The 26,638-nt window shown below is 71.1% G+C and carries 21 protein-coding genes and 1 riboswitch; of the genes, 7 read left to right on the forward strand and 14 right to left on the reverse strand.

The features are described 5' to 3' along the window. Positions 1-18 precede the first annotated feature (18 nt). The 5 genes from AC1MLT_RS03955 (at position 19) to AC1MLT_RS03975 (ending at position 5,040) form a co-directional block, all read left to right on the forward strand. The gene (locus AC1MLT_RS03955; RefSeq protein WP_481033974.1) at positions 19-1,008 is read left to right on the forward strand and encodes a Bug family tripartite tricarboxylate transporter substrate binding protein; all 990 of its coding nucleotides are present in this window, start codon (positions 19-21) and stop codon (positions 1,006-1,008) included. A 9-nt stretch (positions 1,009-1,017) separates the two neighbouring features. After that, positions 1,018-1,797, forward strand: a complete 780-nt coding sequence (locus AC1MLT_RS03960) for a class II aldolase/adducin family protein (protein ID WP_481033975.1) — start codon at positions 1,018-1,020, stop codon at positions 1,795-1,797. Between the two features lie 76 nt (positions 1,798-1,873). Next, entirely contained in the window at positions 1,874-2,839 is a 966-nt protein-coding gene (locus tag AC1MLT_RS03965) for a Bug family tripartite tricarboxylate transporter substrate binding protein (RefSeq protein ID WP_481033976.1), read from the forward strand. Next, on the forward strand, positions 2,836-3,798 hold the full coding sequence (locus AC1MLT_RS03970) for an NAD(P)-dependent oxidoreductase (RefSeq protein ID WP_481033977.1): 963 nt from the start codon (positions 2,836-2,838) through the stop codon (positions 3,796-3,798). Before AC1MLT_RS03965 ends, AC1MLT_RS03970 begins: the two co-directional genes overlap by 4 nt. Positions 3,799-3,849: 51 nt before the next feature. After that, positions 3,850-5,040, forward strand: coding sequence for an ATP-binding protein (locus tag AC1MLT_RS03975; RefSeq protein WP_481033978.1), 1,191 nt, complete (start codon positions 3,850-3,852; stop codon positions 5,038-5,040). 236 nt (positions 5,041-5,276) lie between these two features. Here the strand turns inward: AC1MLT_RS03975 and ribD are convergent, their stop codons facing one another. From ribD to AC1MLT_RS04025, 10 genes are all read right to left on the reverse strand, one after another. Next, positions 5,277-6,422, reverse strand: coding sequence for a bifunctional diaminohydroxyphosphoribosylaminopyrimidine deaminase/5-amino-6-(5-phosphoribosylamino)uracil reductase RibD (gene ribD / locus AC1MLT_RS03980; protein ID WP_481033979.1), 1,146 nt, complete (start codon positions 6,420-6,422; stop codon positions 5,277-5,279). A 42-nt stretch (positions 6,423-6,464) separates the two neighbouring features. After that, positions 6,465-7,079 carry a GspH/FimT family pseudopilin gene (locus tag AC1MLT_RS03985; protein ID WP_481033980.1) on the reverse strand — a complete coding sequence of 205 codons (615 nt, stop codon included), beginning with the start codon at positions 7,077-7,079 and terminating at the stop codon, positions 6,465-6,467. Then, positions 7,067-7,255 (reverse strand): hypothetical protein, encoded by a 189-nt coding sequence (locus AC1MLT_RS03990; protein WP_481033981.1) that lies wholly within the window; start codon positions 7,253-7,255, stop codon positions 7,067-7,069. Before AC1MLT_RS03990 ends, AC1MLT_RS03985 begins: the two co-directional genes overlap by 13 nt. Continuing rightward, entirely contained in the window at positions 7,242-11,279 is a 4,038-nt protein-coding gene (locus AC1MLT_RS03995; protein WP_481033982.1) for a pilus assembly protein, read from the reverse strand. Before AC1MLT_RS03995 ends, AC1MLT_RS03990 begins: the two co-directional genes overlap by 14 nt. Continuing rightward, positions 11,276-11,884, reverse strand: a complete 609-nt coding sequence (locus tag AC1MLT_RS04000; RefSeq protein ID WP_481033983.1) for a pilus assembly PilX family protein — start codon at positions 11,882-11,884, stop codon at positions 11,276-11,278. The genes AC1MLT_RS03995 and AC1MLT_RS04000 overlap by 4 nt, the downstream gene beginning before the upstream one ends. Beyond that, positions 11,881-12,867, reverse strand: a complete 987-nt coding sequence (locus AC1MLT_RS04005) for a PilW family protein (RefSeq protein WP_481033984.1) — start codon at positions 12,865-12,867, stop codon at positions 11,881-11,883. The genes AC1MLT_RS04000 and AC1MLT_RS04005 overlap by 4 nt, the downstream gene beginning before the upstream one ends. Beyond that, a complete protein-coding gene (gene pilV, locus AC1MLT_RS04010) occupies positions 12,864-13,475 on the reverse strand; it encodes a type IV pilus modification protein PilV (RefSeq protein WP_481033985.1) in 612 nt (203 codons plus the stop codon). Before pilV ends, AC1MLT_RS04005 begins: the two co-directional genes overlap by 4 nt. A gap of 226 nt (positions 13,476-13,701) precedes the next feature. After that, the gene (gene nrdR / locus AC1MLT_RS04015) at positions 13,702-14,145 is read right to left on the reverse strand and encodes a transcriptional regulator NrdR (RefSeq protein WP_481033986.1); all 444 of its coding nucleotides are present in this window, start codon (positions 14,143-14,145) and stop codon (positions 13,702-13,704) included. Between the two features lie 22 nt (positions 14,146-14,167). Further along, positions 14,168-15,412, reverse strand: coding sequence for a serine hydroxymethyltransferase (gene glyA, locus AC1MLT_RS04020; RefSeq protein ID WP_481033987.1), 1,245 nt, complete (start codon positions 15,410-15,412; stop codon positions 14,168-14,170). A 43-nt stretch (positions 15,413-15,455) separates the two neighbouring features. Beyond that, positions 15,456-15,583, reverse strand: a riboswitch (ZMP/ZTP riboswitch). 42 nt (positions 15,584-15,625) lie between these two features. Continuing rightward, entirely contained in the window at positions 15,626-16,501 is an 876-nt protein-coding gene (locus tag AC1MLT_RS04025) for a lytic transglycosylase domain-containing protein (RefSeq protein WP_481033988.1), read from the reverse strand. A gap of 347 nt (positions 16,502-16,848) precedes the next feature. On the opposite strand from AC1MLT_RS04025, the gene AC1MLT_RS04030 reads away from it, so the two are divergent. Then, a complete protein-coding gene (locus AC1MLT_RS04030; RefSeq protein WP_481033989.1) occupies positions 16,849-20,673 on the forward strand; it encodes a DUF748 domain-containing protein in 3,825 nt (1,274 codons plus the stop codon). Between the two features lie 105 nt (positions 20,674-20,778). Further along, on the forward strand, positions 20,779-23,709 hold the full coding sequence (locus tag AC1MLT_RS04035; RefSeq protein WP_481033990.1) for a DUF349 domain-containing protein: 2,931 nt from the start codon (positions 20,779-20,781) through the stop codon (positions 23,707-23,709). 93 nt (positions 23,710-23,802) lie between these two features. Here the strand turns inward: AC1MLT_RS04035 and AC1MLT_RS04040 are convergent, their stop codons facing one another. From AC1MLT_RS04040 to AC1MLT_RS04055, 4 genes are read right to left on the reverse strand one after another with little or no spacing between them, the layout of a single operon-like run. Continuing rightward, positions 23,803-24,597 (reverse strand): M90 family metallopeptidase, encoded by a 795-nt coding sequence (locus tag AC1MLT_RS04040; RefSeq protein ID WP_481033991.1) that lies wholly within the window; start codon positions 24,595-24,597, stop codon positions 23,803-23,805. Positions 24,598-24,613: 16 nt separating this feature from the next. Continuing rightward, a complete protein-coding gene (locus tag AC1MLT_RS04045) occupies positions 24,614-25,390 on the reverse strand; it encodes a UDP-2,3-diacylglucosamine diphosphatase (RefSeq protein WP_481033992.1) in 777 nt (258 codons plus the stop codon). A gap of 55 nt (positions 25,391-25,445) precedes the next feature. Then, entirely contained in the window at positions 25,446-25,958 is a 513-nt protein-coding gene (locus tag AC1MLT_RS04050; RefSeq protein WP_481033993.1) for a peptidylprolyl isomerase, read from the reverse strand. Positions 25,959-25,974: 16 nt separating this feature from the next. Next, the gene (locus AC1MLT_RS04055) at positions 25,975-26,586 is read right to left on the reverse strand and encodes a peptidylprolyl isomerase (protein WP_481033994.1); all 612 of its coding nucleotides are present in this window, start codon (positions 26,584-26,586) and stop codon (positions 25,975-25,977) included. Between the last annotated feature and the right edge of the window lie 52 nt (positions 26,587-26,638).

A 26,638-nucleotide genomic window follows, 5' to 3' on the forward strand; every position in this document is an offset into this window, starting at 1 on the left:
CCGACGGAGACATCACCCATGCCAGTTCGAAGACGCCTGCTGACCACCGCCGCGGCCCTGAGCGCCCTCGGGGCGCTCGGCGCCCCGGCCGCCCATGCCCAGAACGCGGATTTCCCGCCGCGCAAGCCGGTCACCCTGGTGGTCGGCTTCGCCCCCGGCGGCGCCGCCGATGCCGCGGCCCGCCTGATCGCCCGCAAGCTGGCCGACAACATCGGCCAGACCGTCGTGGTCGACAACAAGGGCGGCGCGGGCGGCAACATCGCGCACCAGTACGTCGCCCAGGCGCCGGCCGATGGCACGGTGCTGCTGTTCGGCTCGATCGGTCCGCTGACCATCGCGCCGCACCTCATGAAGCTGCCCTACGACCCGTTCAAGGACCTGGCGCCGGTCTCCGGCGGCGTGAATTTCCCGAACGTGCTGGTGGTGAACAAGGCGGTCGGCGCGACGACGCTGGCGCAGTTCGTCGAGCTGTCGAAGAAGAAGCCCGGCAGCGTCGATTTCGCCTCCACCGGCGCCGGCTCGGCCTCGCATCTGGCGGGCGAACTGTTCAACCAGCGCGCCGGCATCGACATGACCCACGTGCCCTACAAGGGCGGGGCGCCGGCCCTGCAGGACCTGCTGGGCGAGCGCGTGGCCTCGTACTTCTCGGCTCCGCCCACGGCGATGCCGCAGGTCGAGGCCGGCAAGCTGGTGCCGCTGGCCACCACCGGGCCGACGCGGCCGGCCTACCTGCCCAACATCCCGACCGTGGCCGAGGCCGGCTATCCGGGCTTCGAGGCGCTCAACTGGTATGCCTTCGTCGCGCCGGCGAAGACGCCGGCGCCGTTGCTCGACCGCTGGAACGTGGAGATCGTGAAGGTGCTGAACGATCCCGGCGTGAAGGACGCGCTCGAGAAGCACGGCCTCACGCCCCAGCCCACCACCCGCGCCGGACTGGCGAGCTTCATGCGCGCCGAATCGGAGAAGTGGGGCAAGGTGGTGCGCGAACGCAAGATCAGCGCCGAATAAGGAGACACCATGAACGAATTGCGGATCGAATCCATGAAGGACAGATGCAGCCCCGAGGAGTGGCAGGCCAGGGTCGACCTGGCCGCGTGCTACCGGCTGATCGAGCACTACGGCATGGCCGACATGATGGCCAACCACATCTCCTCGCGCGTGCCGGGCGAGGAGGGCGCCTTCCTCATCAATGCCTACGGGATGATGTACGAGGAGATCACCGCCTCCAGCCTGATCAAGGTCGACCACGACGGCACCATCCTCGCGAAGGCCGATTTCGGCGCGCTCGACTATGGCGTCAACAAGGCCGGCTACGTGATCCACAGCGCCGTCCACGAGGCGCGCCCGGAGGTGGCCTGCGTGATCCACACCCACAGCTGGGCATCGATGGCGGTGTCCTCGCTGGACTGCGGCCTGCTGCCCATCACCCAGACCGCCATGCGGTTCCTGAAGATCGGCTATCACGACTACCAGGGGGTCGTGCTGGACACCGCCGAGCAGGAGTCCCTGGTGGCCGACCTGGGCCAGGGCGAAGCGCTCATCCTGCGCAACCATGGCGTGCTTACGGTGGGCCGCACCGTCGGCGAGGCCTTCAACTGGATGCACCGGCTCGAGCTCGCATGCCGCTCGCAGCTGGGCGCCATGGCCTGCAACACCCCGCTGCGCCCGGTGGCCCGCGAGGTGCTCGAGGAGACCTGGAACAACTATCAGCCGGGCACCCGCCGGCCCTATGGCGTGATGGAGTGGCCGGCCCTGCTGCGCAAGCTCGACCGCATGGATCCCGGCTACGCGACCTGAGCCTCGGCTCCCCCCGCCATCCCGCCGCTGCGCGGCGCACCCACAGATCCACCCAGAGATCCAAAGAGACAAACCCATGATCCGACGACATGCACTGATCGGCGCCGCCACGGCCTGCGCGCTGCTTCCCCTGGCCGGCCTGGCCCAGTCCGCCTATCCCGCCAGGCCGGTGAAGGTGGTGGTCGCCTTCACCGCGGGCGGCACCACCGACATCCTCGCGCGGGCGGTCACCAACAAGCTCACCGACAAGCTGGGGCAGCCTTTCGTGATCGACAACAAGCCCGGCGGCGGCGGCAACATCGGCACCGAGATGGTGGTGCGGGCCCCGGCGGACGGCTACACGCTCATCGTCAATTCGGTCGGCCCGATGGCGGTCAACCAGACGCTCTACAGGAACCTGCCCTACGACCCGCTCAAGGACCTGGTGCCGGTGGTGCAGATCGCCGACGTTCCCAACGTGCTGGTGGTGCACAACGACGTGCCGGCCACGACGCTGGAGGAATTCGTCGCCTATGCCAAGAAGAATCCGGGCAAGCTGAGCTATGGCTCGACCGGCGTGGGCACGTCGTCGCACCTGTCGAGCTACATGCTCAGCCAGCGCAGCGGCGCCGACACGCTGCATGTCCCCTACAAGGGCTCGGGAGCGCTCAACGACCTGCTGGCCGGCCGGCTGCAGTTCATGTTCGCCACCATTCCCTCGGTCATCCAGCACATCAAGGCCGGCAAGCTGCGCGCCATCGCGGTGTCCAGCGCGCAGCCCTCGCGCTCGCTGCCCGGCGTGCCGACGATCGCCGAGAAGGGATTCCCCGGCTTCGAGGCCGGCTCGTGGTTCGGCTTCTTCGCGCCCAAGGGCACACCGCCCCAGGTGGTGGCGCTGCTGAACCGGACGGTCAACGACATCCTGCCCTCGCTCAGCGACCAGATGGTGCGCGAAGGCGCCGACCCGGTCGGGGGCTCCCCCGAGCAGTTCGGCCGCTTCACGCAGCAGGAGTTCGAGAAGTGGGCCCGGATCGTCAAGGCCTCGGGCGCCACGGCGGAATGACGGCGCCGCTGCGCATCCTGCTGTCCGCGCGGGCGGCGTGCGAGCATGGCGCAGCCATCGCGCGCTGCCTGTCGCAGCGGGCGCACCGCCTGGTGCAGGAGGGCGATGCCGACATCGCCTTCGTCTCGCGCGACGTGACGGGGCTGTCCACCAAGCACCAGGTGCTGCCCGCGACCCAGGTCTTCTACGACACGCTGCTGGCGGCTCCTTCGCTGCGCTGGGTCCACATCCACGCGGCCGGCGCCGACCGGCCGGTGTTCGTGCGGCTGCGCGAGCGCGGGGTGTCCGTCACCACCTCCAGCGGCGCCAATGCCGTGGTCGTGGCGCAGACCGTCGTGGCGGCCCTGCTGGGCCTGGCGCGACGGTTGCCGCAACTCGCCGCGGCGCAGCGCGAGCACCGCTGGGCATCGCTGATCGGTGGAATGCTGCCGCGCGACCTGGCCGGCCAGCAGGTCACGGTGGTGGGCTGGGGGCCGATCGGCCAGGAAGCCGCGCGCCTGCTGGGCGCCATCGGCCTGAAGGTGGCGGTCGTGCGCTCCAGCGACACGCCGGTGGCGGCGGGCGTGCCCACGGTCGCCTTCGAGCGGCTGCACGAACTGCTGCCGGCGACCGACTGGCTGCTGCTGGCCTGTCCGCTCACGGATCGCACCCGCCGGCTGGTCGACGCGCGCGCATTGACCTTCCTGCCCCCGCAGGCCCATGTGCTCAACGTGGCGCGTGGGGAGGTGATCGACGAGCCGGCGCTGATCGACGCCTTGCGAGGCGGCCGGCTGGCCGGGGCCTACCTGGACGTGTTCGATTTCGAACCGCTGCCCGCCGACTCCGCGCTGTGGGATCTGCCCAATGTCATCGTCACCCCGCACAGCGCCGGCTTCTCGGACGGCAACGCCGGGCGCGTGTTGCGGATCTTCCTGGACCGTCTGCGGGACTGGGAGGCGCGTTCTCCGGAGTCGCCATAATTTCGCATAATCGGAGCAGAGTCACATAATTCCTCATAATCGGGAGCGTCCATGGCCGTGAAACCGCTGTCGTTCAAGCGCGATCGAGAGCACATCTTCCACCGGACGCAGCTCGCGGAATCGATCCTCGACAAGCTCGGCGACCCCGGCTACAAGTCCGGCCTGTTCCTCTCGGCGCCCCGGCGCACCGGCAAGACCACCTTCATCAAGGCCGACCTGCTGCCGCTGTTGCGCGAGGCCGGCGCCATCGTGATCTATGCCGATCTCTGGGAGCAGAAGCGCATCGATCCCGCGCGGGTGATCGTCGCCGCCATCGGCGAGGCCATCCTGCACGAGAGCGGCGCCGTCACCCGGGCCGCCAAGCTGGTCGGCCTGAAGAAGGTCCGGCTCGGCGGCCTGGAGATGGACCTCGACGCCATCGGCACGCAGGAGGGCGACAGCATCGCCCGCACGCTGGAGAAGCTCGGCGCCGCGACGGACAAGCCGATCGTGATGGTGATCGACGAGGCCCAGCATGCCCAGACCACCGAGGAGGGCCGCAACACGATGTTCGCCCTCAAGGCCGCGCGCGACGCGATGATCCTGGGCGAGGGCGCCGGCTTTCGCCTGATCGCCACCGGCTCGAACAGCGACCGGCTGATGACACTGGTGGCCTCCAAGGACCAGGCGTTCTTCCACGCCCGCCAGGAGCATCTGCCCGAACTCGACGACACCTACCTGGCCTGGGTGCTCGACCATTCGCCCTTCAAGGCCCACCTGAGCCTGGGCGTGCTCCACCAGGCCTTCGAGATCTTCAGTCGCCGGCCCGAGCCCCTGCAGGCACTGCTGGCCGCGTTCGAGCGGGATCGCGCGCTGGATCCCGCGACCCTCGACCGGGTCTTCGTCGAAGGCGCGCATCGCGCGATGGAGACGGCGCGGCAGGCGTTCATGGTCTCGCTGCGTTCCATGGATGCGCTGGACGTGGCGGTGTTCCGCCGCATGGCCAGGCTCGGACGCGACTTCACGCCCTTCGACGGCGAGGCCTTGCGCGACTACGAGCGGCTGATGAGGGAGGCCGTCCCGGATGCCGATGTCGCCATGCCCGGACCGTCCGCCGTGCAGGTGGCGCTCGAACGCCTGCGCAAGGAGTCGCTGATCTGGAACGCCGGCCGGGGCCTGTGGTTCGTCGAGGACTCGCAGCACGGCGCCTGGGCGCTCGCCGATACCCAGCCGCCGGCCACGCCGGCTCCATCGGTGGCGTGAGCATCGGGTTCCGGCGTCACGGGGACGGGTAGTACTTCATGTGACGGCCCGGGCGCGATCGCCTTCGGACACCGGCAGCAATCGCTCCGATCGCGTGGCACGCACCTGGCCCCGTGCGAAAGGCGGAACCCACTTGAGCGCGGTGACGGTGATCATGAGCGTGACTCCCGGGGTTCGAAGGATGCGCCGTCTCGCGGCCTTCCGTGGCCTTCCATGGCCAGCGACGGCCGAAGCCTTCAGGACGACGGTGGCGCGGTCGGCGAGGCATCGCGGCCGGCGACGCGCGCGAGGATGCGCAGGTCGCCTCCGACGCGATCGATCGCCGTGAATTCCAGCGCCATCGCATCCGCCAGGCTGGCGAGCGGGCCGCCCGCGAATGGCTCGTTGGCCAGCCCCAGGCCGTCGCCGAGCAGCTTGGGCGCGAGGTAGACCAGCAGTTCGTCCACCAGTCGCTCGCGCAGCAGCGAGCCGTTGAGCTTGTGGCCGGCCTCGACATGCAGTTCGTTGACCTCGCGCGCGGCCAGGTCGCGCAGCAGCGCCGGCAGGTCGACCTTGCCGCGCGCATCCGGCAGGCAGGTCACGGTCGCGCCCCGGGCCTCGAGCGCGGCGGCCCGCTCCGCGTCGCGCCGGGCGGCATAGATCCAGACGTGGCGCCCGGGCACCTCGAACAGCCGGGCGGCGGGCGGTGTCGCGAGGCCGCTGTCGACGATCACCAGATGCGGCTGGCGCGGCGTCTCGATGGCGCGGACATCCAGGCGCGGGTCGTCGTCGAGCACCGTGCCGACGCCGGTGAGGACGGCGCTGGCGCGGGCGCGCCAGGCATGGCCGTCGGCGCGCGCGGGCTCGGCGGTGATCCACTGGCTGCTGCCATCGGGCAGGGCCGTGCGGCCATCGAGGGAGGCGGCGATCTTCATGCGGACCCAGGGCGTGCCGCGCGTCATGCGGCTCCAGAAGCCGGGATTGAGCGCGCGCGCGGCGATGGCGCCGGGACCCACCTCGACCTCGATGCCTGCCGCGCGCAGTCGCTCGAAGCCGCGACCGGCGACCAGCGGATTGGGGTCGGCCAGCGAGGCCACCACGCGGGCGATGCCGGCGGCGACCAGGGCGTCGCAGCACGGTGGCGTGCGGCCATGGTGAGAGCAGGGCTCGAGCGTGACGTAGGCGGTCGCCCCCGCGACCGAATGGCCATGGGAGGCCGCGTCGCGCAAGGCCATCACCTCGGCATGCGGGCCGCCCACGCGCTGGGTGTGGCCGCGCCCGAGCACCGTGCCGTCGGGAGTGGCGATGACGCAGCCGACGCGGGGGTTCGGATCGGTGAGGAGGAGGGCGGAGCGGGCCAGCGCCAGCGCCTCGGCCATGCAGTCTGGGGGCGGGAGTTTCATCGGAGGGAGAGCGGAACGAAGGAGTGCGGCCGGGCCGGCGGGTCAGCCATCGCCGGCGAGCGGCGGACAGCGCCGGTCGCTGGCCGAGGCCGGCGTGCAGATCCGCAGCCGGCCGGTGCGGGCGATGAAGATGCGGCGGCTCGGCGCGAAGGCGGGATGGCCGGGGACATCGGTCCTCGAGATGCTGATGCTGAGATTGTCGGGGCTGTCGTCGGTCTTCCGGGGGAAGCCCGAACCATCGTAGCGCACGTAGGCGGGCGTGGCCCGGATGCTGCCGGTGCCGGTGATGGACAGGAACGGCGCCGCGAGCGGCTGGCTGAGGACCGTCTGGTCGACGCCTTCGGTGTAGCGGCCGTCGCGGTCGGTGTCGACGAAGGCCACGAAGCCCCGCGACCAGTCGCGGCGGCCGGGCTCCAGCGGCATCACCAGGGCGGGCAGGTTGCGCTTCATGGCCTCGGAGCGCGCCGCGTGCAGGCTGGCGACGAGGCCGCGGGCGGCCGACGCCAGTTCGGCATCGCGCACGAAGGTCGTGAAGTTCGGCGTCGCCATCAGCAGCAGCACGCCGGCGATGGCCAGCACCACCATCAGCTCGACCAGCGTGAACCCCGGCGCGCGCCTCGTGGCGCGGCGGTGCGGTCGGTGCCTCAGGACCCGCATGCGTGCGGTTCCGACCGGGCCGTGCCTTCGCAGCCACGTGCGCCGGTGCTCTCCATCCAGAGCACGTCGACCGCCGGATCGGGGCGCGTGGGCGTCGCCGTGACGCGCACGCAGTCGGCCAGCGAGGGCGCCGCGTCGGTTTCGGCCGCGCAGGCCGTGGCGCTAGTCCCTGGCATGGCGGAGGTCCTGGTGGTTGTGGATGCGGCGCCAGCTCAGCATGCCGTGGACCTGCGTCCGTGGCGGGAGGGCGACATCGCCGCCGATGGCCGGATCGATGCCCGCCGAACCGATGCCGACGATGCGGGCCCGCGTCGTGGTGATGCCGCGCCCGCCGGCTTCGACGGCGCCGGGCGCGGACGGACCGTCCCGCAGCACCAGCGGCGTGGCGGGCACGCCGACGGTGGAGGCCCGGAAGTTGCCGTCGCCGGTGACGAGGTCGACCTGGTAGACGTGGCCGGAGCCGGCATCGCAGACCTCGTTCGTGGCGCCCGGAGGTATCAGCGAGGCGAAGACGAGCGTGCGGCCGAAGGTCGCGAGCTCGCCGATCTGGCGCTCCCCGGCAGCGGGCAGGTCGACATACCAGCCGGCCCGGCGCGTCGTGTCGTCGTCGGTGGACGGGCGACCCCAGGCGAAGGGCGGGACGGTGATCGTGCCATCGCGCGCGCTGCCGGCGACGAGCCGCGCGCGGCCGGCGATCGCCCCGTCGCCAGGGCCGCCGCCTTGCCCACCGTGTCCGGCCGATCCGTTTCCGTCCACGCTGGACGTCGCGTCGTCGAGGAGCACGTAGATCGATTGGGTCTGCGGCCGCGCCGTTGTGCTCGACGGATCGTCGTCGCGTTCGAGGTACCTGCCGGTGCCGAAGGCCACCAGCACGCTGTGGCCGGGTCCGGCCAGCAGGTGCGGTGCGGCGCTGATCGGTTGCGGCCGGCCGGTATCGCCCGGACCGTCGCGGGCGGTGAACAGGGGCCACGCGATGCCATCGCGGACGAAGGGCGACAGCTGGCGCGTCGTCCAGCCGGTGCTGCCCTGGCGCGAGAAGTCGAGTTTCCAGAGCCGGCCATGGAGATCGCCGAAATACAGCGCCTGCACGGCGCCATCCTGGCCGATGACGGGAGCCAGATCCAGGATGCCGGGCGCCAGGCGGGCGGCCAGCATCGCATCGACCGGGACGGACAGGCGGAAGTAATTGGCGCCCAGCTTCCAGGGCGTGCCGACCGGCTTGGCCAGGTCGAGCAGGAAGATCGCCGGCGCGCCATCGGTGGTGGCGTGACCATCGGGCGCGGCATTGCCGACGCCGCTGGCGACGACGGCGAAGCTGCGGTGGGTCGGCGCGCCCGTGGCATCGGCGGCGCTGGTGCGGAAACGCAGGATCCAGGGCCGCCCGGTCACGTGGCCCAGCGCCGGGTCGTCGCGATCGGTGAACTCCCACAGGACGCGGGAGGCGTCGAAGGCCGCCGGATCGCCGACGTCCAGCGCATAGACGCCCTGGCCGCCGCTGCCCGTGCCGCCCACCAGCACCGTCCTGCGGCTGCCATCGGGCCAGTCGGCCCGGGCCACGCGCGGCGTCGCATCGACATAGCCGCGATGCAGGCCGGCGTCGTAGGCCGGCGCGGTCAGGGTGGCCAGGTGCGGCCCTAGCCAGCTCGGGATGTAGGCGAAGCGTTCGTCGCCGGTCGTGGCGTCGAAGGCATGCAGCATGCCGTCGTTGGCGCCGGCGAAGACGGTCGTCGGGCCGCGCGCGGACTGCTCGTCGAACGCGACGCCCGAGTGCACGAAGTCGCCCAGGCGGCTGGCGCGCCGGCGGAAGCGCACGCCTTCCAGGCGCCGGTCGCCGCGCAGGAACGCAACGCGCCGCGCGCCGAGCCCGTCCGGTGGCGCCGTCGCGCTGGCGCGGTCGAGCGACTGGCGCAGCCCGTGGCCATCGGCATCGCCCTCCAGCAGGGGCCAGTGGAACTCGTCGGCCGTGCGCCGCGACATGTCGACCCGGCCGATGAAGATCCGGCGCCGGTCGGGGTCGAGCGTGGGCGCGTCGAGCCGGGCGGCGGCCGACCAGCCACCCGCGGCGCCATCGTCGCCGGCAACGACGCGACCGGACGCGTCGAGCGCGAGCGGCACCGCCCGCACGTCGCCATGCCAGCGGTCGCTGTCGAAGCTGGCTCGGTAGAGCGACAGGGGCGCCGTGGCGGCGAGCGCCGTGGCCGGAACGTCGCCCGTGGCGATGGTCTGGCCGCGCGAACCGAGGCCGGCGAAGACGTCGTCCAGTCCGCCCAGCAAGGCGGCCGCGTCGCCGGCGAGGTGATAGGTGCGCGGATCACCCGCCCGGTTCGGGTGCTCCCAGGCGCTGTTGTCGGGCTGGCCACGGGCATCGACGAATGGATGGCCGATGCCCGACCGGTCGATGAAGCCGCCGTACTTCGCGGCCAGGAAGAGGGGCGTGCGGCGGCGCCGGTCGAGCGGCTCGCCGTTGCCATCCGCCTCGATGTCGAGCACGTGGGTCGTGACGCGCAGTCCGGGGCGTCGCCGGTCCGGTGCGATGGCCGGCGCGGCGCCCCGGATGTCGTGCGTGCCGGCCCAGTAGGCCAGCCCGGCGATGTCGTGGCCGATGCCGATGGCTGTCGCTTCCGGCCATGGCGCCGCCGGCGACCCGGCCGGATTGGGATTGGAGGTGGCGCGCGTCGGATCGTCGGGATGGGCGACGCGGGTGTCCGATTCGAAGCCGCCGACCACGCGGGTCCAGGCGGCGACGTCGGGCTCGTCGGTGCCGGGTCCGGCCGGGCGGGCGAATTCCCGCGGATCGGTCGACTGCCGGCCGGGCATCGAGGCATCCAGGTAGGTGTGGCCGTCCCCGATCAGCAGGAGGTGATCGCGCAGGCAGGCGTGATCCCGGCTCGCCGAGCCGCCGGCGTGCGGATCGTCCCAGCGCTCGTGGACGGGGAAGCCGTCCTTCAGGTCCGCCGTCAGGCCGAGGCCGGCCTGCGATGTCGGTGCCAGACCCCGCAGGTAGCGCAGGGCCTCGTCGTAGAGCTCGCCGATCGGCGCGCGCTGCCGGTAGCGCCCCGGCACCGACCCACCGCGGCCCAGGTGGTTGAGGTAGTTGAGGACGCCGCTCACGCCCTCGGCCGCGTCCTCCGGATTGGCGACGAGGACGCCGGTCGCGGGATCCCATTCCGGGCGCGGGTTGGCGGGCTGCGGCACGCCGGCTTCGTCCCGGCGCTCGGGGCCGAGGAACTTCATCGGCGCGCGCAGGACGCCGCCATGGCGCGTGTCGCTCTCGTCCATCAGCAGGCCGAAGACCGCCACGCGGAGGCGGTCGGCCTGGCGCTGCAGGTGGCCGAGCGGCTTGAAGTTGCCGGCGGGCTGCCGCACGCACAGGTCGGAGCGCGGGTCGAGCAGCTCGCCTCGCGCATCGGACTCGCAGACGCGGACGCGGGCCTGGAAGAAGCGGTCGCGCGCCAGCGGCGTCGAACCGTGCGCCGTCTCCGGGTCGCCCTGGACCCCGGGCCGGGCGACGCCCAGGTCGTCGGGATCGCCGGACGGGGTGCAGCCGGCCGAGGCCCGGGTGCCGAATCCGATGCCATCCGGGCAATCGCCGATGAAGACATCGCCTTTCCAGTCGCCCCGCAGCGCCTGGGGCAGGGCCTGCGCGGCGGCATCCGCCGCGAGCCGCCGGCGCGGCATCGCGCCACCATCGTGTGGAGGCGGCACGGCGCGCTGCAGCACCGTCAGCTCGGGGGTGTCGACGATGCGATCGCCGCCCGTCAAGCCCAGGCGCAGCAGGTCGAGGGCCGAGGCGGTGGCCCAGTTCATGAGGTTGCCGCTGAAGCCGGTGCCCTGGCATCCATGAGCGCGGGCCGCGCCGATGCGGTCGAAACGGCGCAGCATCGGTTCGGCGGCGTCCAGGTAGGCATAGCAGCCCTCGGCGTCGAAGTAGCCGTGATAGGTGTCGTCGACGTCGTAGTCCGGTGCCGGGTGGCGGGCGCCGAGGAGCGGGTGGCCGATCGCCATGGCCAGGGTCAGCGTGGGCGGGTGGCCCGGGGCGCCGATGTGCAGCGGCTCGGCGGACAGCTCGATCGCCTTGACCTCGGAGGTCTGGCCGAGCACCCGCCAGGACAGCGCCGCCATCAGCAGGATCATGGCGACGAGCGCCAGCCGCCGAGAATGCCCGGAGGACCGCGTCGGCCGGGTGGCATGGGTGCTCATGTCCTTCGTCTCCGGTAGAGCGTCTGCAGGACGACCTGGATGTCGCGGCGCGGCCCGAAGCCCATCGCGGTGATGCGGTAGACCGGCAGGGAAGGAAGCGACAGGTCGCTCAGCAGCTCGCGGTCGTCGACCGCCTCGACGATGTAGCGCGGTGCCAGCACCGGGCGCAGGCCGCGCGCCATGCCGGCGCCACTGGCGAAGGTGCGTCCGGTGAACTCGCCGAAGCCGGCCGTGCGCGAGGAGTCGGTGAAATCGATCTCCTGCCAGACCGGCTTGCCGATGCGCTTCTGCCGGCACAGGCCACGGTTGCGGGGGCCGGTGCCGCAGCCCTCGACGAAGGCGTCGCCGCGCGGATCGTCGAAGGCGCCGGCGCGCGCCACGGCATCGGCGGGACCGTCGACGTCGCGGATCGCGTCGGCCAGGCCGGCCTCGGCCGCCTGCAGCGCCAGCTGCATGTCGCGGGTGCTGCGCGCGCCGCGTTCACCCATCAGCGCGAGCTCGGCCGAGGCCAGGCCCAGGATCGAGACCGCCAGCAGCAGCTGCAGCACGACGACCAGCGACAGGCCCCGTGGCGCGCGGCGGGCGGGAATGCGCGGCCTGCTCATGGGAGGGCCGGCGCATTGCGCAACTGGATGGTGAATGCCACCGTCTGGCGCAAGCGCCCGTCGGTCTCCGGCACGAAGCGGCTGCCGGGATCGGCGGCGGAGGACATGCCGGCGCCGAGCGGATGGAGCACCGGAGCGGGCGCGCGGTCCCGTGCGTCATCCGGCGGCCCGCGCAGCACCAGGCCGATGCGCAGCGAGCGCACGCGCCGCCAGTTCTCGTGCGTGGCGGCGGTGTCGCCGGCGACGACCATCTGGTCGGCGCGCAGGTAGCGTTCGGCGACGCCGTCGACCACGGCGGCGGCGTCGGCAGGGGCGTTCGGCGTCACGCCGTCGACGCCATAGAGCACCTGGAAGCTCTCCACGCCCTGGATCATCGGCTGCGGCCTGGACGCCAGGCCGGCGGTGCTGCCGGCCCTGCACATCAGCGAGGGCTCGCCATCGCTGCCGACGTCGACATAGAGCACGCTGACGCCGAGATCGTCGCGATGGGTCGGTGCGGTCTTCAACGTGTCGCCCATGCAGTCGATGCTGGCGTGATCGCTCTCGAGGGCGCCCGGCGACCGGGCGGCGGCCTGGGTGCGCAGCACCAGGACGTCGCCCGCCTGCCGGCAGGCCGGACCGGCCGCCGTCGTGCAGCCGGCGCCACGGCTGCCGTTGACACCCACGGCACCGTCCGGGGCCAGCGCATCGTCGTAGCCCTGGACCGCGCCGGGTGTCTGCGGCGCATCCACCAGCGGGAAGTCCCGGGGCCGGGTCTGGACGGCATATCCATCGTCCAGGTAGCCGCTCTGCGAGGCGACGCGCTGGATGAGCTCGACGGCGAAGCGCGCGTTGTCCTGCAGCTGACCCATGGCATCGACGGTGGCGAAACCGCGTCGCGCCACCCGCAGGGCGGTCGCGGCGGCGAGGATGACCACCAGCGCCAGGACCAGGGAGATCATCAGTTCGACCAGCGTCAGGCCGCGCTCGATCCGGCGCCTCATGACATCGTGCCCGTCAGGACCGGCACCGAGATCGCGGGACGGCTGTCGGCGTCGTCGACGCGGTCGAAGGCGGCGGCGCCGGTCCGGGAGCGGTCGGTGCTCTCCCGGCGCCAACCAAGCTTGATGTGCAGCAGGTCGCCCGTCCCGGTGCAGTGCCAGATGGGCAGCCCGTCGGCGTCGAAGGTCTGCTCGTCGAAGCAGATGGTGACGCGGGCATCGGGCAGGCCGCTCTCCACGGAGAACAGGCGCCCGGCCCATTCGACGACGTCCCACGTCGCGAGCTGTTCCGGCGTCTCGCAGCGCGCGACCGCGCAGTCGATGGCGACCTCGGTGGGCGCGGCGCGCAGACGTGGCCGCAGATAGGGGTTGGACGAGGGGTCGCGGCGCGCGGCGACGCTCGGGTTGCCACGCATGCGTTCGGCGAGTTCCGTGGCCAATGTCATGGCCGTCGTCTGCAGCCGGGCTTCCCGCAGGTGGCGCACCATGAAGATCTGCAGTCCCACCAGACCCAGGATGCCGATCGCCATGACGATGATCGAGACCAGGATCTCGACCAGCGTCGACCCGGCGTCCAGCCACGGTCCGCCCTCATGTGCTTGTTGTCTCACGCGCATTCCCAGCTTGTTCTGCCGCCTCCCTGGATGGCGACTTGTGCGGGGAATTCTGGCGGGGCGTGGCGGTCGGCCCATGCCGCCCGACGAGGGTCGAACGCCGCTCGGCAGGTGCGCGCGCCGCGAGCACGGCGAGCGAGAAAAATTTCACGGATACGGAAAAGCGGTCTTCATCGGGCCCGGACGCGCGGCCAGGCGCGGCGCCATCGGCCGATCGCCGGACTCAGATGTCCTTGAGCAGCTGACGAAACTCGTCGACGTCCTCGAAGCTGCGATAGACCGACGCGAAGCGGACATAGGCGACCTTGTCCATGCCCTCGAGCTCCCGCATGACGAGGCCGCCGACTTCGGTCGTCGGGATCTCGCGCAGGCCGCTGGCCAGCAGCTTCTGCTCGATGCGCAGCAGCGCGTCGTCAATCTGCTCGATGCCCACCGGGCGCTTGCGTAGCGCCAGCATCATGGAGGCGCGGACCTTCTTGGAATCGAAGTCGGCGCGGCTGCCGTCCTTCTTGACGACGACCGGGAAACCCACGTCCGGCCGCTCGTAGGTGGTGAAGCGCTTGTCGCAGCCGGCGCACTGGCGGCGGCGGCGCACGAAATCGCCATCCTCGGAGACGCGGGTCTCGACGACCTGCGTCTCCGCATGACGGCAGAAGGGGCACTTCATGCGACCACGCCGCGCCGCTCGATCAGCGGTAGACCGGGAACCGGCTCGTCAGGGCGTGCACCTTGGCGCGGACCGCCTCGATGTTGGCGACGTCGCGCGGATTCTCCAGCACGTCGGCGATCAGGTTGGCCGTCAGGCGCGCCTCCTCGTCCTTGAAACCGCGCGTGGTCATGGCCGGGGTGCCGATGCGCACGCCGCTGGTGACCATCGGCTTCTCGGGATCGTTGGGGATCGCATTCTTGTTGATGGTCATGTGGGCGCTGCCCAGCACGGCCTCGGCTTCCTTGCCGGTGATGCCCTTGGCGCGCAGGTCGACCAGCATGACGTGGCTCTCGGTGCGGCCGCTGACGATGCGCAGGCCGCGCTCGGTCAGGGTGTCGGCGACGATCTGCGCGTTCTTCACGACCTGCTGCTGGTAGGCCTTGAACTCCGGCGCCATGGCTTCCTTGAAGGCCACCGCCTTGGCCGCGATCACGTGCATCAGCGGGCCGCCCTGCAGGCCGGGGAAGATGGCGCTGTTGATCGCCTTCTCGTGCTGCGACTTCATGAGGATGATGCCGCCGCGCGGGCCGCGCAGGCTCTTGTGCGTGGTCGAGGTGACGACGTCGGCGTGGGGCACGGGATTCGGATAGACGCCCGCGGCCACCAGGCCGGCGTAGTGGGCGATGTCCACCATGAAGATCGCGCCGACGTCCTTGGCGACCTTGGCGAAGCGCTCGAAGTCGATGCGCAGCGAATAGGCCGAGGCACCGGCGATGATGAGCTTGGGCCGGTGCTCATGGGCCTTGCGCTCCATGGCGTCGTAGTCGATGGCTTCGTCGGCGTCGAGGCCGTAGCTCACGACGTTGAACCACTTGCCGCTCATGTTCAGCGGCATGCCGTGCGTGAGGTGGCCGCCCTCGGCCAGGCTCATGCCCATGATGGTGTCGCCCGGCTTCAGGAACGCCAGCATGACGGCCTCGTTGGCCGAGGCGCCGCAATGCGGCTGCACGTTGGCGGCATCGGCGCCGAAGATCTGCTTGACGCGGTCGATGGCCAGCTGCTCGGCCACGTCGACATGCTCGCAGCCGCCGTAGTAGCGCTTGCCGGGATAGCCCTCGGCGTACTTGTTGGTGAGCTGGGAGCCCTGGGCGGCCATCACGGCGGGCGAGGCGTAGTTCTCGCTCGCGATCAGCTCGATGTGGTGCTCCTGGCGCGCGTTCTCGGCCTGGATGGCGGCGAAGAGTTCGGGGTCGGTCTGTTCGACCAGGATGTCGCGGTGATACATGGCAGTCCTTTGAAGACGGTGGTCCTTGTTCTTCAAGCAAACAAGGGGCTGCCCAGGCGAACGGCTGAACACCCTTCCGTGGGTGGAGGGGCGGCACGCTTCCCAGTGGTAGTCCACGTCAGCGCCATCCGCCGGAAGGGGCGGCGCCTATCGCCAGTCGCGCACCGGGCGAGTGTAGCCGAGCGTCCCGTATCCCCTGGGCCGCACGGGCTCTCAGAAGTCGGACAGCAGGGCGACCTTCTCCACCTTCTGCGGTGCCGCCGGTGCCGGTGCCGGCAGCGTCGCGGCATCGGCCTTGATGGTCGGTGGCGTGGCGTTGGGGATCGCCTGGGCGCGCAGCACCGGCGGATTGATCGTCGGCACCGAGGCGCCACCGGCGACCAGGCGCAGGCGCTCGTGCTCGGCCAGCACCTTGGCGGCATAGCCGCCGTCGCTATCGAGATTGGCCGCGCCGACGTAGTAGCGCAGGCCGGCTTCCAGCGATCCGGCGCGGGCGATGCATTCCTGCAGCACCTTCACGCCCACGCGCATGTTGGTCACGGGGTCGAAGGCGGTCAGCGACCCGCCGGCGCTTTCGTACTTGTCGACGTGCACGCGCGTCATGACCTGCATCAGGCCCTGCGCGCCGACGTGGCTCTGCGCGAAGGGGTTGAAGCTCGATTCGACCGCCATGATCGCCAGGATCAGGGTCGGATCGAGCTTGGTGCGCTTGCCCAGGGCGTAGGCCTCGGAGACCAGCACGCTCAGCGGCTCGGCCGCGACGCGGTATTTCTTGCTCAGCCAGTAGGCGACGGCGGCCTGCTGCTTGGGGAGCTCGTGCGGGCTGGCGGCGGTCGTGCGATCGATGGCGGTCGGTTCCAGCGCCGTCGGCTCGGCCACCACGACCGGCTTGCGCGATTCGAGCCAGCCCATCAGATGCTGCTCGCCGGTGGCGCGCAGGTCCGGCCGCGCGGTGAGGGCGAGCACGGTGAACACCGTCGCCCGGCCGACCAGGGCGGAACCGTTGTGGGTGATCTCGAAAAAACCGTCGACCACGTCGGACCCGAAGGTCTTGAGCCCGTGGGCCGTGGTCTTCAACGCGTCTTTCATCGCTTTCCTTTCGGTGCGGAATCCCGGATCGCCGTGCGCTCGGAAGGAGCGGCCGCGACTGCGGGGTTGGGCACTTGGATTGGCAAAAGCCAGGTCCGCGCGAGGACGTGAAGAGAGGTGCGCGCGATCGCCTGACGGAGCCGACGTACGTTGTTGTCGGCAGCGGAGCCTGAGCCTCTAGTACTTACGTTGTATGTCGAGCGGTCAGGCGGAAGGCATTCTAAAAAGCCCTAAATAACTAGTCAAGCATATAAAAACCGTTCGTTATGCACTTATGGAGGGGATTGGGAGCGTTCCTAGAGGGAGAGGGCTCTAAACCCCTTCCGGCTTTGCGGCAAACTCGGCCAATGAACGTGTCATCCTTCACATCACGCCAATGGGTCCGCCGCACCGCGATCGTGCTCGCGGCGGTGCTCGCGATCGGGTTGCTCCTGTGGCTGGCGGTGCCGCCGCTGGTGAAGAGCCAGCTGGAGCGCATCGGCAGCGACAAGCTCGGCCGCACGGTGACGGTCGGGCGGGTCGATTTCAAGCCGTGGACGCTGGAGCTCGCGCTGGAGGACCTGCGCATCGCCGGAGCCGCGGGGGGCGAGCCCCAGCTGGCGGTCCGCCGCATCTATGCCAATGCCGAACTGCAGTCGCTCGTGCGCCTGGCTCCGGTCATCGACGCCGTCGCCATCGAGGCGCCGGCACTGCGCCTGACGCATCTGGCCGATGGTCGCTACGACATCGACGACATCCTGCAGAAGCTCTCGGGCGGCCCCGAGAAGCCCGCGGGCGAGCCGCAGCGCTTCGCCGTCAACAACATCACGATCTCCCAGGGCACCGTCGATTTCGACGACCGCACGGTCGGACGCAAGCACGAGCTGCGCGACTTCACGCTCGACATCCCGTTCCTGAGCAACTTCGATTCGAAGCGCGACATCACGACCGAGCCGCGGCTGGCGTTCGTGCTCAACGGCAGCGCGTTCGACTCCAAGGCCTCCAGCACGCCTTTCGCCGACAGCCGCAAGACCGATGCGAGCCTGGCGTTCAAGGATCTGGACCTGGCTCCCTATCTCGGCTACCTGCCCGCCGGACTGCCCGTGCGGCTGCGCGCGGGTCGGCTCGATGCCGACCTGCGCATCGACTTCGAGCGCGCCGGCACGTCCAGCCTGCGGATCGCCGGCACGCTGGAAGCGCGTGCGGCGAAGTTCACCGATGCGCGCTCGGGCGAGCTGTTGGCCTTCGATTCGCTGAAGGTGACGCTCGCGGACGTGCGCCCGCTCGAAGGCGTGATCCATCTGGGGGACGTGATGCTCGCGTCGCCCCGGCTGAAGCTGACTCGCGAGGCCGACGGCCGCCTCAACCTGCTCGCGAATGCTCCGGCCGATGGCGCAGCGCGCCCGGTCGCGGCCACGCCCACGCGCCCGGCGGCCAGCGCCGCCGACCCGGCCGCTGCGTCCGCTGCGCGGCCCTCGCTGAACGTGCGGGTCGACCGGTTCCGCCTCGCCGCCGGCCAGGTCGACTGGCGCGACGAGACCACCCGCCCGACCGCCGCCGTGGACATCGACAAGCTGGCGCTCGACGTCGGCGCCATCGCCTGGCCGATGACGAAGCCGGCGCGCTTCGAGGGTTCGGCGGCCGTCGGTGGCGCGCCGCTCCGGTTCAGCGGCGAGGCGACCGACAAGGTGGCGAACCTGAACGCCGAGTTGACCGATCTGCCCCTGGCGCTCGCCGCGCCCTATCTGGCGCAGAGCCTGGTGCCGACGCTCGACGGCAGGCTCGGCGGCCGGGTCGAGGTCGACTGGAACGCGACCACGGCACCGGCGCGACTGCTGATCAAGGCGAGGCGCCTGACAGCCGACAACCTGGCGCTGACGCAGGCGAAGACCGCGCTGGCGAGCGTCGGGCGCTTCGAGCTGGTCGATGCCGAGGTCGACCTGGCCGATCGCACGGTCGCCATCGCCTCGGCCACCGCGACGGCGCCGAAGGTGCGCGTCGAGCGCGATCGCGAGCGGCGCTGGATGTTCGAGCGCTGGCTGCGCAGCGCCGATCGCCCGGCCGCCACCGCCGCCACCCCCCGGGCCGCCGGTGCCGCCGCCGCCACGCCGGTGGCCCCCGGTGGCGAAGCGCGGCCGTGGCGCCTGTCCCTCGCCGCGCTCGACATCAATGGCGCAACGGTCTCCTATGCCGATGCCGCCGGCAACGTGCCGGTGGCGGTCGAGATCACGGCGCTGACGCTGGCCATGCAGAAGCTGCAGCCGGGCACCTCCACGGTCTCGCCGGTGCGGCTCTCGGCGCGCGTGGGCGCCGGCCGCGCCGATGCCGGACGGCTCCAGTACCAGGGCCAGGTCGTGCTGCAGCCACTCTCGGCCGAAGGTCGTCTCGATGTGGCCGGATTCCCGGCGCATGCCTTCAAGGCCTACTACGGGGATCCGCTCAATGTCGACATCCGCCGTGCGTTCGCCAGCTACCAGGGCACGGTGCGTTTCGCGAGCACGCCCTCGGGCATCACCCTGCGGCTGGCCGGCGATACCGCCGTGGAGGACTTCCGTGCCAACAGCGCCTCGCTCACGCAGCCCGGCGCCCCGGGACTGGAGCGTGGCAACGATCGCCTGCTGAGCTGGAAATCGCTCAACCTGCGCGGCCTGCAACTGGCGCTGGCGCCGAGCGCGCCGCTCTCGCTCGACGTGCGCGAGACCACGCTGACCGACTTCTTCGCCCGCGTCATCGTCGATCCGACCGGGCGCGTCAACCTGCTGGAACTGGGCCGCGGCAGCAAGTCCACGCCGCCCACTCCAGCCGTGGCAGCGGCCGCGGCCGGAACACCGGCGGCGGCCGTCGCCGTCACGCAGCAGCGCCTGCCCGATGGCGAGACCGTGACCGTCGCGGCGCCAGCGGCTGCGGCATCGGCCGCGGGTGGCGCGGTCGCGCCCTCGGCGGCGGGAGCGGCTCCTGGCGCCGGCGCGACGTCGGGCAGTCCGGCGGCGAACCTGCGCTTCGGCCCGATGCGGCTGGTCAACGGCAAGATCGACTTCACCGACCTGTTCGTCAAGCCCAACTACTCGGCCGACCTGAGCGAGCTCACCGGCAGGCTGAGCGCCTTCACCTCGCGACCCGGCGAGAAAGCCGAGATGGCCGACCTCGAGCTGCGTGGCAAGGCCCAGCAGACCGCCTCCCTGGAGATCACGGGCAAGATCAATCCGGTGGCCAAGCCGCTCGAGCTCGACATCACGGCGCGGATGCGCGACCTGGACCTGGCGCCGCTGACGCCGTATTCGGTGCGCTTCGCCGGCCATGGCATCGAGCGCGGCAAGCTCAGCATGGACATCAACTACCGCATCTCGCCCGATGGCCGGCTGGCCGCGACGAACAAGCTGGTGCTCAACCAGCTGCGCTTCGGCGACGCGGTGGAGGGCGCGCCCAACAGCCTGCCGGTGCGCCTGGCCGTGGCGCTGCTGGCCGATCGCAATGGCGTCATCGACGTCGAAGTGCCGATCAGCGGTTCCATCAACGATCCGCAGTTCAGCGTCGGCTCCCTGATCATGAAGGCGCTGGGCAACCTGATCGTGAAGGCCGTGACGGCGCCCTTCAGCCTGATCGCGCGCGGCTTCGGTGGTGGCGGTGGTGGCGACGGCGAGGCGAGCATGGTGACCTTCGACAGCGGCAGCGCGGTGCTCTCGTCCACGGCGCGCGCCAGCCTCGACAGCCTGGCCAAGGGACTGCTGGAGCGGCCGGCCCTGCAGATGACGGTGGTCGGCACGGCCAACCTGGCGATGGAGCGCGATGGCTACAGGCGCCAGCGTCTGCGGCAGCTCGCCCAGGCCGAGAAGCGTCGCGCGGCGGCCCGCTCGGGCGAGGACGCGGCCGACATCGCGCCACTGACCGAGGCCGAGTATCCGGCGCTCCTCGCCGCGGTCTACAAGCGCTCCGAGATCACCAAGCCACGCAACCTAATCGGGCTGGCCAAGGACCTGCCGGTGGCCGAGATGGAGGCCTTGCTGCTGGCCGACATCCAGGTCGACGCCGAGGCGATGCGTCAGCTCGCGGTGGCGCGGGGGGCGGTGGTGCGCGACTACCTGCTGGCGCAGAAGCTGCCCACCGAACGGCTTTTCATTGGAGCGACGCGCGTCGCCACGGTGGCCGAGGAGGGCTGGAAACCCTCCGCGCAACTCAATCTGGCGACCCGTTGAGACGATTGGCCGCCGGTCGGTGAAAATGATGCCGTTGACCGGCCGTCCGAATTCCGGACCGGGCTGGTTTCCCTTTCCATCCAGACAACGTTTCAGCAGCGCGCAGTGACCTCCAATTCCTCCAAGCACCACGATCTCCAGTCCCTCGACACCCTCACCGGCGGCGCCTTCACCGCGCCGACGTCGGGTGAACGGGCCCAGCGCATCCGCGACTGGCTCGCGACGAACCCCACGGCCGAGCAGATGCAGGGCGTGTTCAAGGAACTGAGCGGCCGCGACAAGGGCGCCGCGCGACTGCTGCGCGAGAAGCTCGACGAGATCAAGCGCGCCAAGGGCCAGGAGACCATCGCCGCCGAGTGGGCGGCCAAGGCCGAGACCCTGCTGGGCCAGTCCAAGCTGAACATCGCCGATGCGATGGCATGGCAGCGCGATGCGGCCCGTGCCGGGGCGCCGCTGTCGCGCGAACCGCTCGCGGGCTTCAAGAACCGGCTGGCCGAGCGCGTCAAGGGCATCGAGGACCTGCAGCATCGCGCGCAGGTCCAGCGCGAGGCCGCCGTGCTGCTGGCGCAGCGCTTCGAGGTGCTCTCGACCAAGGGCTGGCGCAATGCCCAGGCCGCCGAGGAAGCGCTGCGCGGTGATGTCGCCCATTGGCAGCAGCAGGCGGGCGAACTGGCGGGCGACCCCAACTGGAGCAGCCTCGACGCCCGCTTCGCGCCGCAGCTCGAAGCCTCCAAGGCCCAGTTGCTGGTGGTGTCGGATGCCTTCCATGTCGCCCTGGCCCAGGCCATCGCGGCAGCCGCCGATGCGGCCGCGCCGCTGCCGCCGGTGCCGGTGTGGGCCGACGAGCTGCGCGCCGCGCGCGGCCTGCCGACCGAGGCCGCCACGCATGCGGCCGCCACGGCCGCCGCCTCGGCACCCGTGAAGACGGTCAAGACCGGCTCGGCCAAGGCCGATCCGGAGAAGTTCGCCGCGGCGCAGGTCGCCGTGGAAGGCGCGCTGGCCACGCTGGAGAAGGAAACCGCCGAAGGCCATGGCAAGGGCAGCGCCGGTGCCGCCGCCGCCCTGCGCGCCGTGCTCAAGGAGCATGGCAAGCTGGTCGAGGCGCCGCTGGAGGCGCGCGTGCATGCCGCGCTGGTTGCCGCCGGTGAACTCGAGGGCTGGCAGCGCTGGAGCGCCGACAAGGTGCGCGAGGAGCTGGTCGCCAAGGCCGAGGGCTTGCTCAAGCGTCCCGAGGGCCAAGCGCTGGGTGGTCGCAAGATCCAGGAGAACCTGCGCGCGCTGCGCGAGCAGTGGAAGCAGGCCGACCAGGGTGGCGTGCCCAATCACGCGCTCTGGAAGCGCTTCGACGAAGCCTGCAACGAGGCGCACAAGGTCGTCGAGGCCTGGCTCGACAAGGTCCGCGCCGATGCCGCCGAGCACCGCGCGCATCGTCTCGCGCTGATCGAGGAGGTCCGCGCCTGGGCCGCCGAGCATGCGGAGGCCACCGACCTGAAGGCGCACAACCGCGCCCTGCATCAGTTCGCCGACCGCTGGCGCGATGCCGGCCACGTCGGCGAGAAGCTCTTCGCCGAACTGCAGCCGCAATGGAACGAGGCCTTCGGTGCCGCGCGCGCGCCATTCGAGACGGCACAGAAGGCCAGCATCGAGCGGCGCCAGGCCATGATCGGAGAAGCCGTCGAGCTGGGCGCCGCGCCGATGCTGCGCATCGATGCCGTCAAGGCGCTGCAGCAGCGCTGGCAGGCCGAGGCGCAGAGCGTGCCGCTCGACCGCCGCCACGAACAGAAGATGTGGGATGCCTTCCGCGCGCCCATCGACGAGGCCTTCAATCGCAAGACGGCGGAGCGCGAGAAGGCGACTTCCGCCATGAGCGAACACGATCGCCACGTGCTCGAGGCCTCGAAGGCGCTGGAGGCGGCCAATGCCACCGGCGATGCCCAGAAGATCCGCGCCGCCGTGGCCCGCCTCGAAGGCGCGTTGCGCGGCGAGGCGCCCCCACCGGCACCCGCTCCGGCGCCGGCCGCACCGGTCGCCACGTCGGGCAGCGACGGCCCGCCGGTCGGCGCCACGGAGGTGGTTGCGCCCGGTCAGGCGGCGGCCGAGTTCGGCGAGGGTGCGCATGTGCAGCCCAGCGCCCAGGAAGCCGCCGTGCCGGCGCCGCTGGAGCCGGCCGAGGGCGACGACGCCGTGCCGGCGCCTGCCGCGGCGGCACCGGTCGACCTGATCGCTCCCGCGAACAGCTCGGATGCCGGCGCCCGCGCCGACGCCGGCGACAACACCGCGGGCGCATTGCCCGACGAGACGCCGGCGCCCGCCGCGCCGCCCAAGCCGGCCGTCAAGGCGGTGGTGGCCCGACGTGGCGACGATCGTCCCGCCACGCGCAAGGCCGATGCGGCCCCGGTCGGCCGCGACGGCCGCTTCGGCGGTGGCGATCGACGCGATGGTCGCAGCGGTCCCGGCGGTCGACCCAACGATCGCGGACCGCGTCCGGATGGGGGCCGCTCCGATGCCCGTGGCGGTCCGGGCGCGAATCGCTTCGGCGACCGTCCGCCGCGTTTCGAGGATCGGGGTCCCCGCCTGGGCGATGCCGCATTCCGGGCGCAGCGCGAGGCGCTGGAACACGCCGAGATGTCGCTGCGCAAGCTGGCCGCACAGGCCCACGGCGAAGCGCTCACGCAGCTTCTCGGTGCCTGGGAGAAGCGTGACGCCGGTCAGCTGCCGAGCGTCCAGGAACTCGGCCGTGCCGTGTCGCCGTCGGTGCGTGGTGCCTGGTCGCAGGCGGTCGGATCGGCACCCGCCGCGTCGCCCGAGGCGGCCTCGGAGGCACTGCTGCGGCTGGAGATGGCGGCCGAGGTGCCGACGCCGGCCGACCAGATCGATGCCCGCCGCGCCCTCCAGCTCAAGTTGCTGACGCGTCGTGGTGATCCGGCGCCGGGCCAGACCTGGGGCGAGGATGCCGGCAAGGTGTTCGCCACGCCGCACGATTCCAACGCGGCACGCCGTCTGCAGAACGCACTGAAGGCGTTGTTGCGGAAGTAGGCAGGGGGGTTTGAGTTCCGTCGGGGCCCGCGAGGGCTTCGGCGAGCGACCGGATCGACGGCTCGACGGTGTCATGCACCCTCGAGCCGTTGCTCATGGCGCGGGTCGCTGCGCGGGACCGAAGAACGCATCGAACAAGGCCACCAGTGGCGGGAATTCCCGCTGGAAGGTGGCCCGGTCGACGAAATATGCCTCGCAAGCCACGGCGAAGAATTCGCTGATCGATTCGGCGCCATAGGCGTCGAGCCAGGGTTGCGCGCCGCCGAAGCGTTCGGCGATCACGGTCTGCTCGCGGAACGCATCGAAGGCCGGTTGCAGCACGGCCAGCCAGGCGGTGCGCGCGTCGCGCGCGTTCGACGTGCCCCGGAAGCCGGCCGGCAGGGGTGGGCAGCCATCGGCATCGCCACCACGCATGTCGATCTTGTGGACGAACTCGTGCACGACCACGTTGTAGCCGGCGACCGAGCCGCTCGCCAGCACGTCGCGCCAGCTCAGCATCACGGGACCGCGATCCATCGCCTCGCCGGCGACGACCTCGTCGTACTCGTGCACGACCCCGTTCTCGTCGGTGGTGCGGCGCCGTGCCACCACTTCCGAGGCATGGACCACGATGCCGACGAAATCGTCGTACCAGTCGAGTCCGCCGGCCAGGTGCAGCACCGGCAGCACGGCCTGCGCGGCGATCGCCAGCGCCACCTCGTCGGTGATGACGAAGCCCTGCGCGCCATTGAATTCCTTGTCGCGCAGGAATTCGGCGGTCAGCGCGCGCAGCCGGGCCAGGTCCGCGGCGGCGCGCCCGGCCAGGAACGGATAGCGCTCCAGCGTGGCCCGCCAGAGCGCATCGGGGATGGGGGGCGTGGCGCGAAGGCTGCGGAGCCAGCCGAACATGGGCGGTCCGTGCGGCTCAGCGCAGGTCGACCCGCTGCGCGCCGGTGGCCGAGAGGCACACCAGTTGCGCCCGGGGAGGCTCGGCGGCGACGTCCCAGTCGCTCAGGACGATGCGGCGCAGCGCACCCGAGTCGTCCAGCGCGTGGTCGGCCGGCCGGTGGGTATGTCCGTGGATGAGGGTGCGCGCGCCCGATCGTCGCAGCCAGTCGAGCGCGGCCGGCGTATCGACGTCGGCCCAGACGGCATCGGGGTCGCGCTTGCGATGCTCGCTCTGCGTGCGCATGGAGCGACCGACCGCGCGGCGCTGGTCCAGGGGCTGGGCCAGGAATTCGCGCTGCCAGTCGGCCGTGCGGACGCGGGCGCGGAAGGCCAGGTAGTCGGTGTCGCCCAGGCAGAGCAGGTCGCCATGCGAGAGCAGCCAGCGCTCGCCCTGGAACACCAGCACGCACGGGTCGTCGATCAGCGTCATGCCGCACTGCGCAGCGAAGCCCGCGCCGACGAGGAAGTCGCGATTGCCATGCATGAAGAAGAGCGGCCGTCGCGTGGCGGCCTGTCGCAGCAGTCGCGCGCATTCGGCCTCGAAGCCGTCCGCCTGCGCGGCGGCATCGTCCCCGACCCACAGTTCGAACAGGTCGCCGAGGAAGAAGACCGCATCCGCCGGCGTGGTCTCGAGATAGCCGCGCCAGGCATCGAAGGTGGCGGCTTCGCCGGCCTGCAGATGCAGGTCGGACAAGAGGTCGACGGTGCGCCAGCCGGACGGCGCGACGATCTCGGCGAAGGGGGTCTCGCTCATGTCGGTTCGCGTGTCAGCAGCGCGCCGTCGGGTGTCCGCGATGGGAGGCGCGGAGTTATTCCGACAGGATCGTGGCCTTCTCGATCACCACGTCCTCGAGCGGGACGTCGTCATGGAAGCCCTTGCGGCCGGTCTTGACGGCCTTGATCTTGTCGACCACCTCGGTGCCGGCGACGACCTTGCCGAACACGGCATAGCCCCAGCCCTGGGCCGACGGCGCGGTGTGGTTGAGGAAGCCGTTGTTGGCGATGTTGATGAAGAACTGGGCGGTGGCCGAATGCGGCGCGCTGGTGCGGGCCATGGCGACCGTGTAGATGTCGTTCTTCAGGCCGTTGTTGGCCTCGTTCTCGATCTCGCCGGCGGTCGGCTTCTGCTGCATGCCGGGCTCGAAGCCGCCACCCTGGACCATGAAGCCCGGGATCACGCGGTGGAACACGGTGTTGTCGTAGTGGCCCTTCTTGACGTAGGAGAGGAAATTCTCGACCGACTTCGGGGCCTTGGCGCGATCGAGTTCGAGCGTGATCGTGCCGTGGTTCTTGATGCTGAGTTCGACTTGGGGGTTGCTCATGGAAGAAGCTCCTTCGTTATTTCGCCACGATGGTGGCGGACTGGATGGTGATGGGGTCGACCGGCACGTTCTGCATGCGGCCCTGGCTGGTGGTGCGCACGGCGCGGATCCGGTCGACGACCTCGGTGCCGGAGACGACCTTGCCGAAGACGGTGTAGCCGTGGCCGTCGGGGTTGGGCGCGTCGAGGTTGGCGTTGTCCTTGACGTTGATGAAGAACTGCGCCGTGGCGGAGTCCGGGTCGGAGGTCCGGGCCATGGCGACGGTGTAGCGCTCGTTCCTCAGGCCGTTGCGCGCCTCGAGCGGGACCGGGGCGCGTGTGGGGCGCTCCTTGAAGTCCGCCGCGTAGCCGCCGCCCTGGATCATGAAGCCGTCGATGACCCGGTGGAAGACCGTGCCGTCGTAGTGCTTGTCGCGCACGTACTGCAGGAAATTGGCGACCGTCTTCGGGGCCTTCTCGGGCGCGAGCTCGAGCACGATGTCGCCGGCCGAGGTGGCCAGCTTCACGCGCGGCGCCGCGCCCTGGGCCAGCGCGGGTCCGGACATGGCGAGGGAGAGCGCCAGCAGCGTGGTGGCCCGCAGCACGATGCGGCGGGACTGACGGACATAGGACGAGACGGACAGGGACATGGATGAGGCCTGGTGGCGCCGGGCGCGACCCGCGGAAGGTCCGCGCGGGGTC

It is taken from the genome of Variovorax sp. PEI5 (assembly GCF_056679935.1).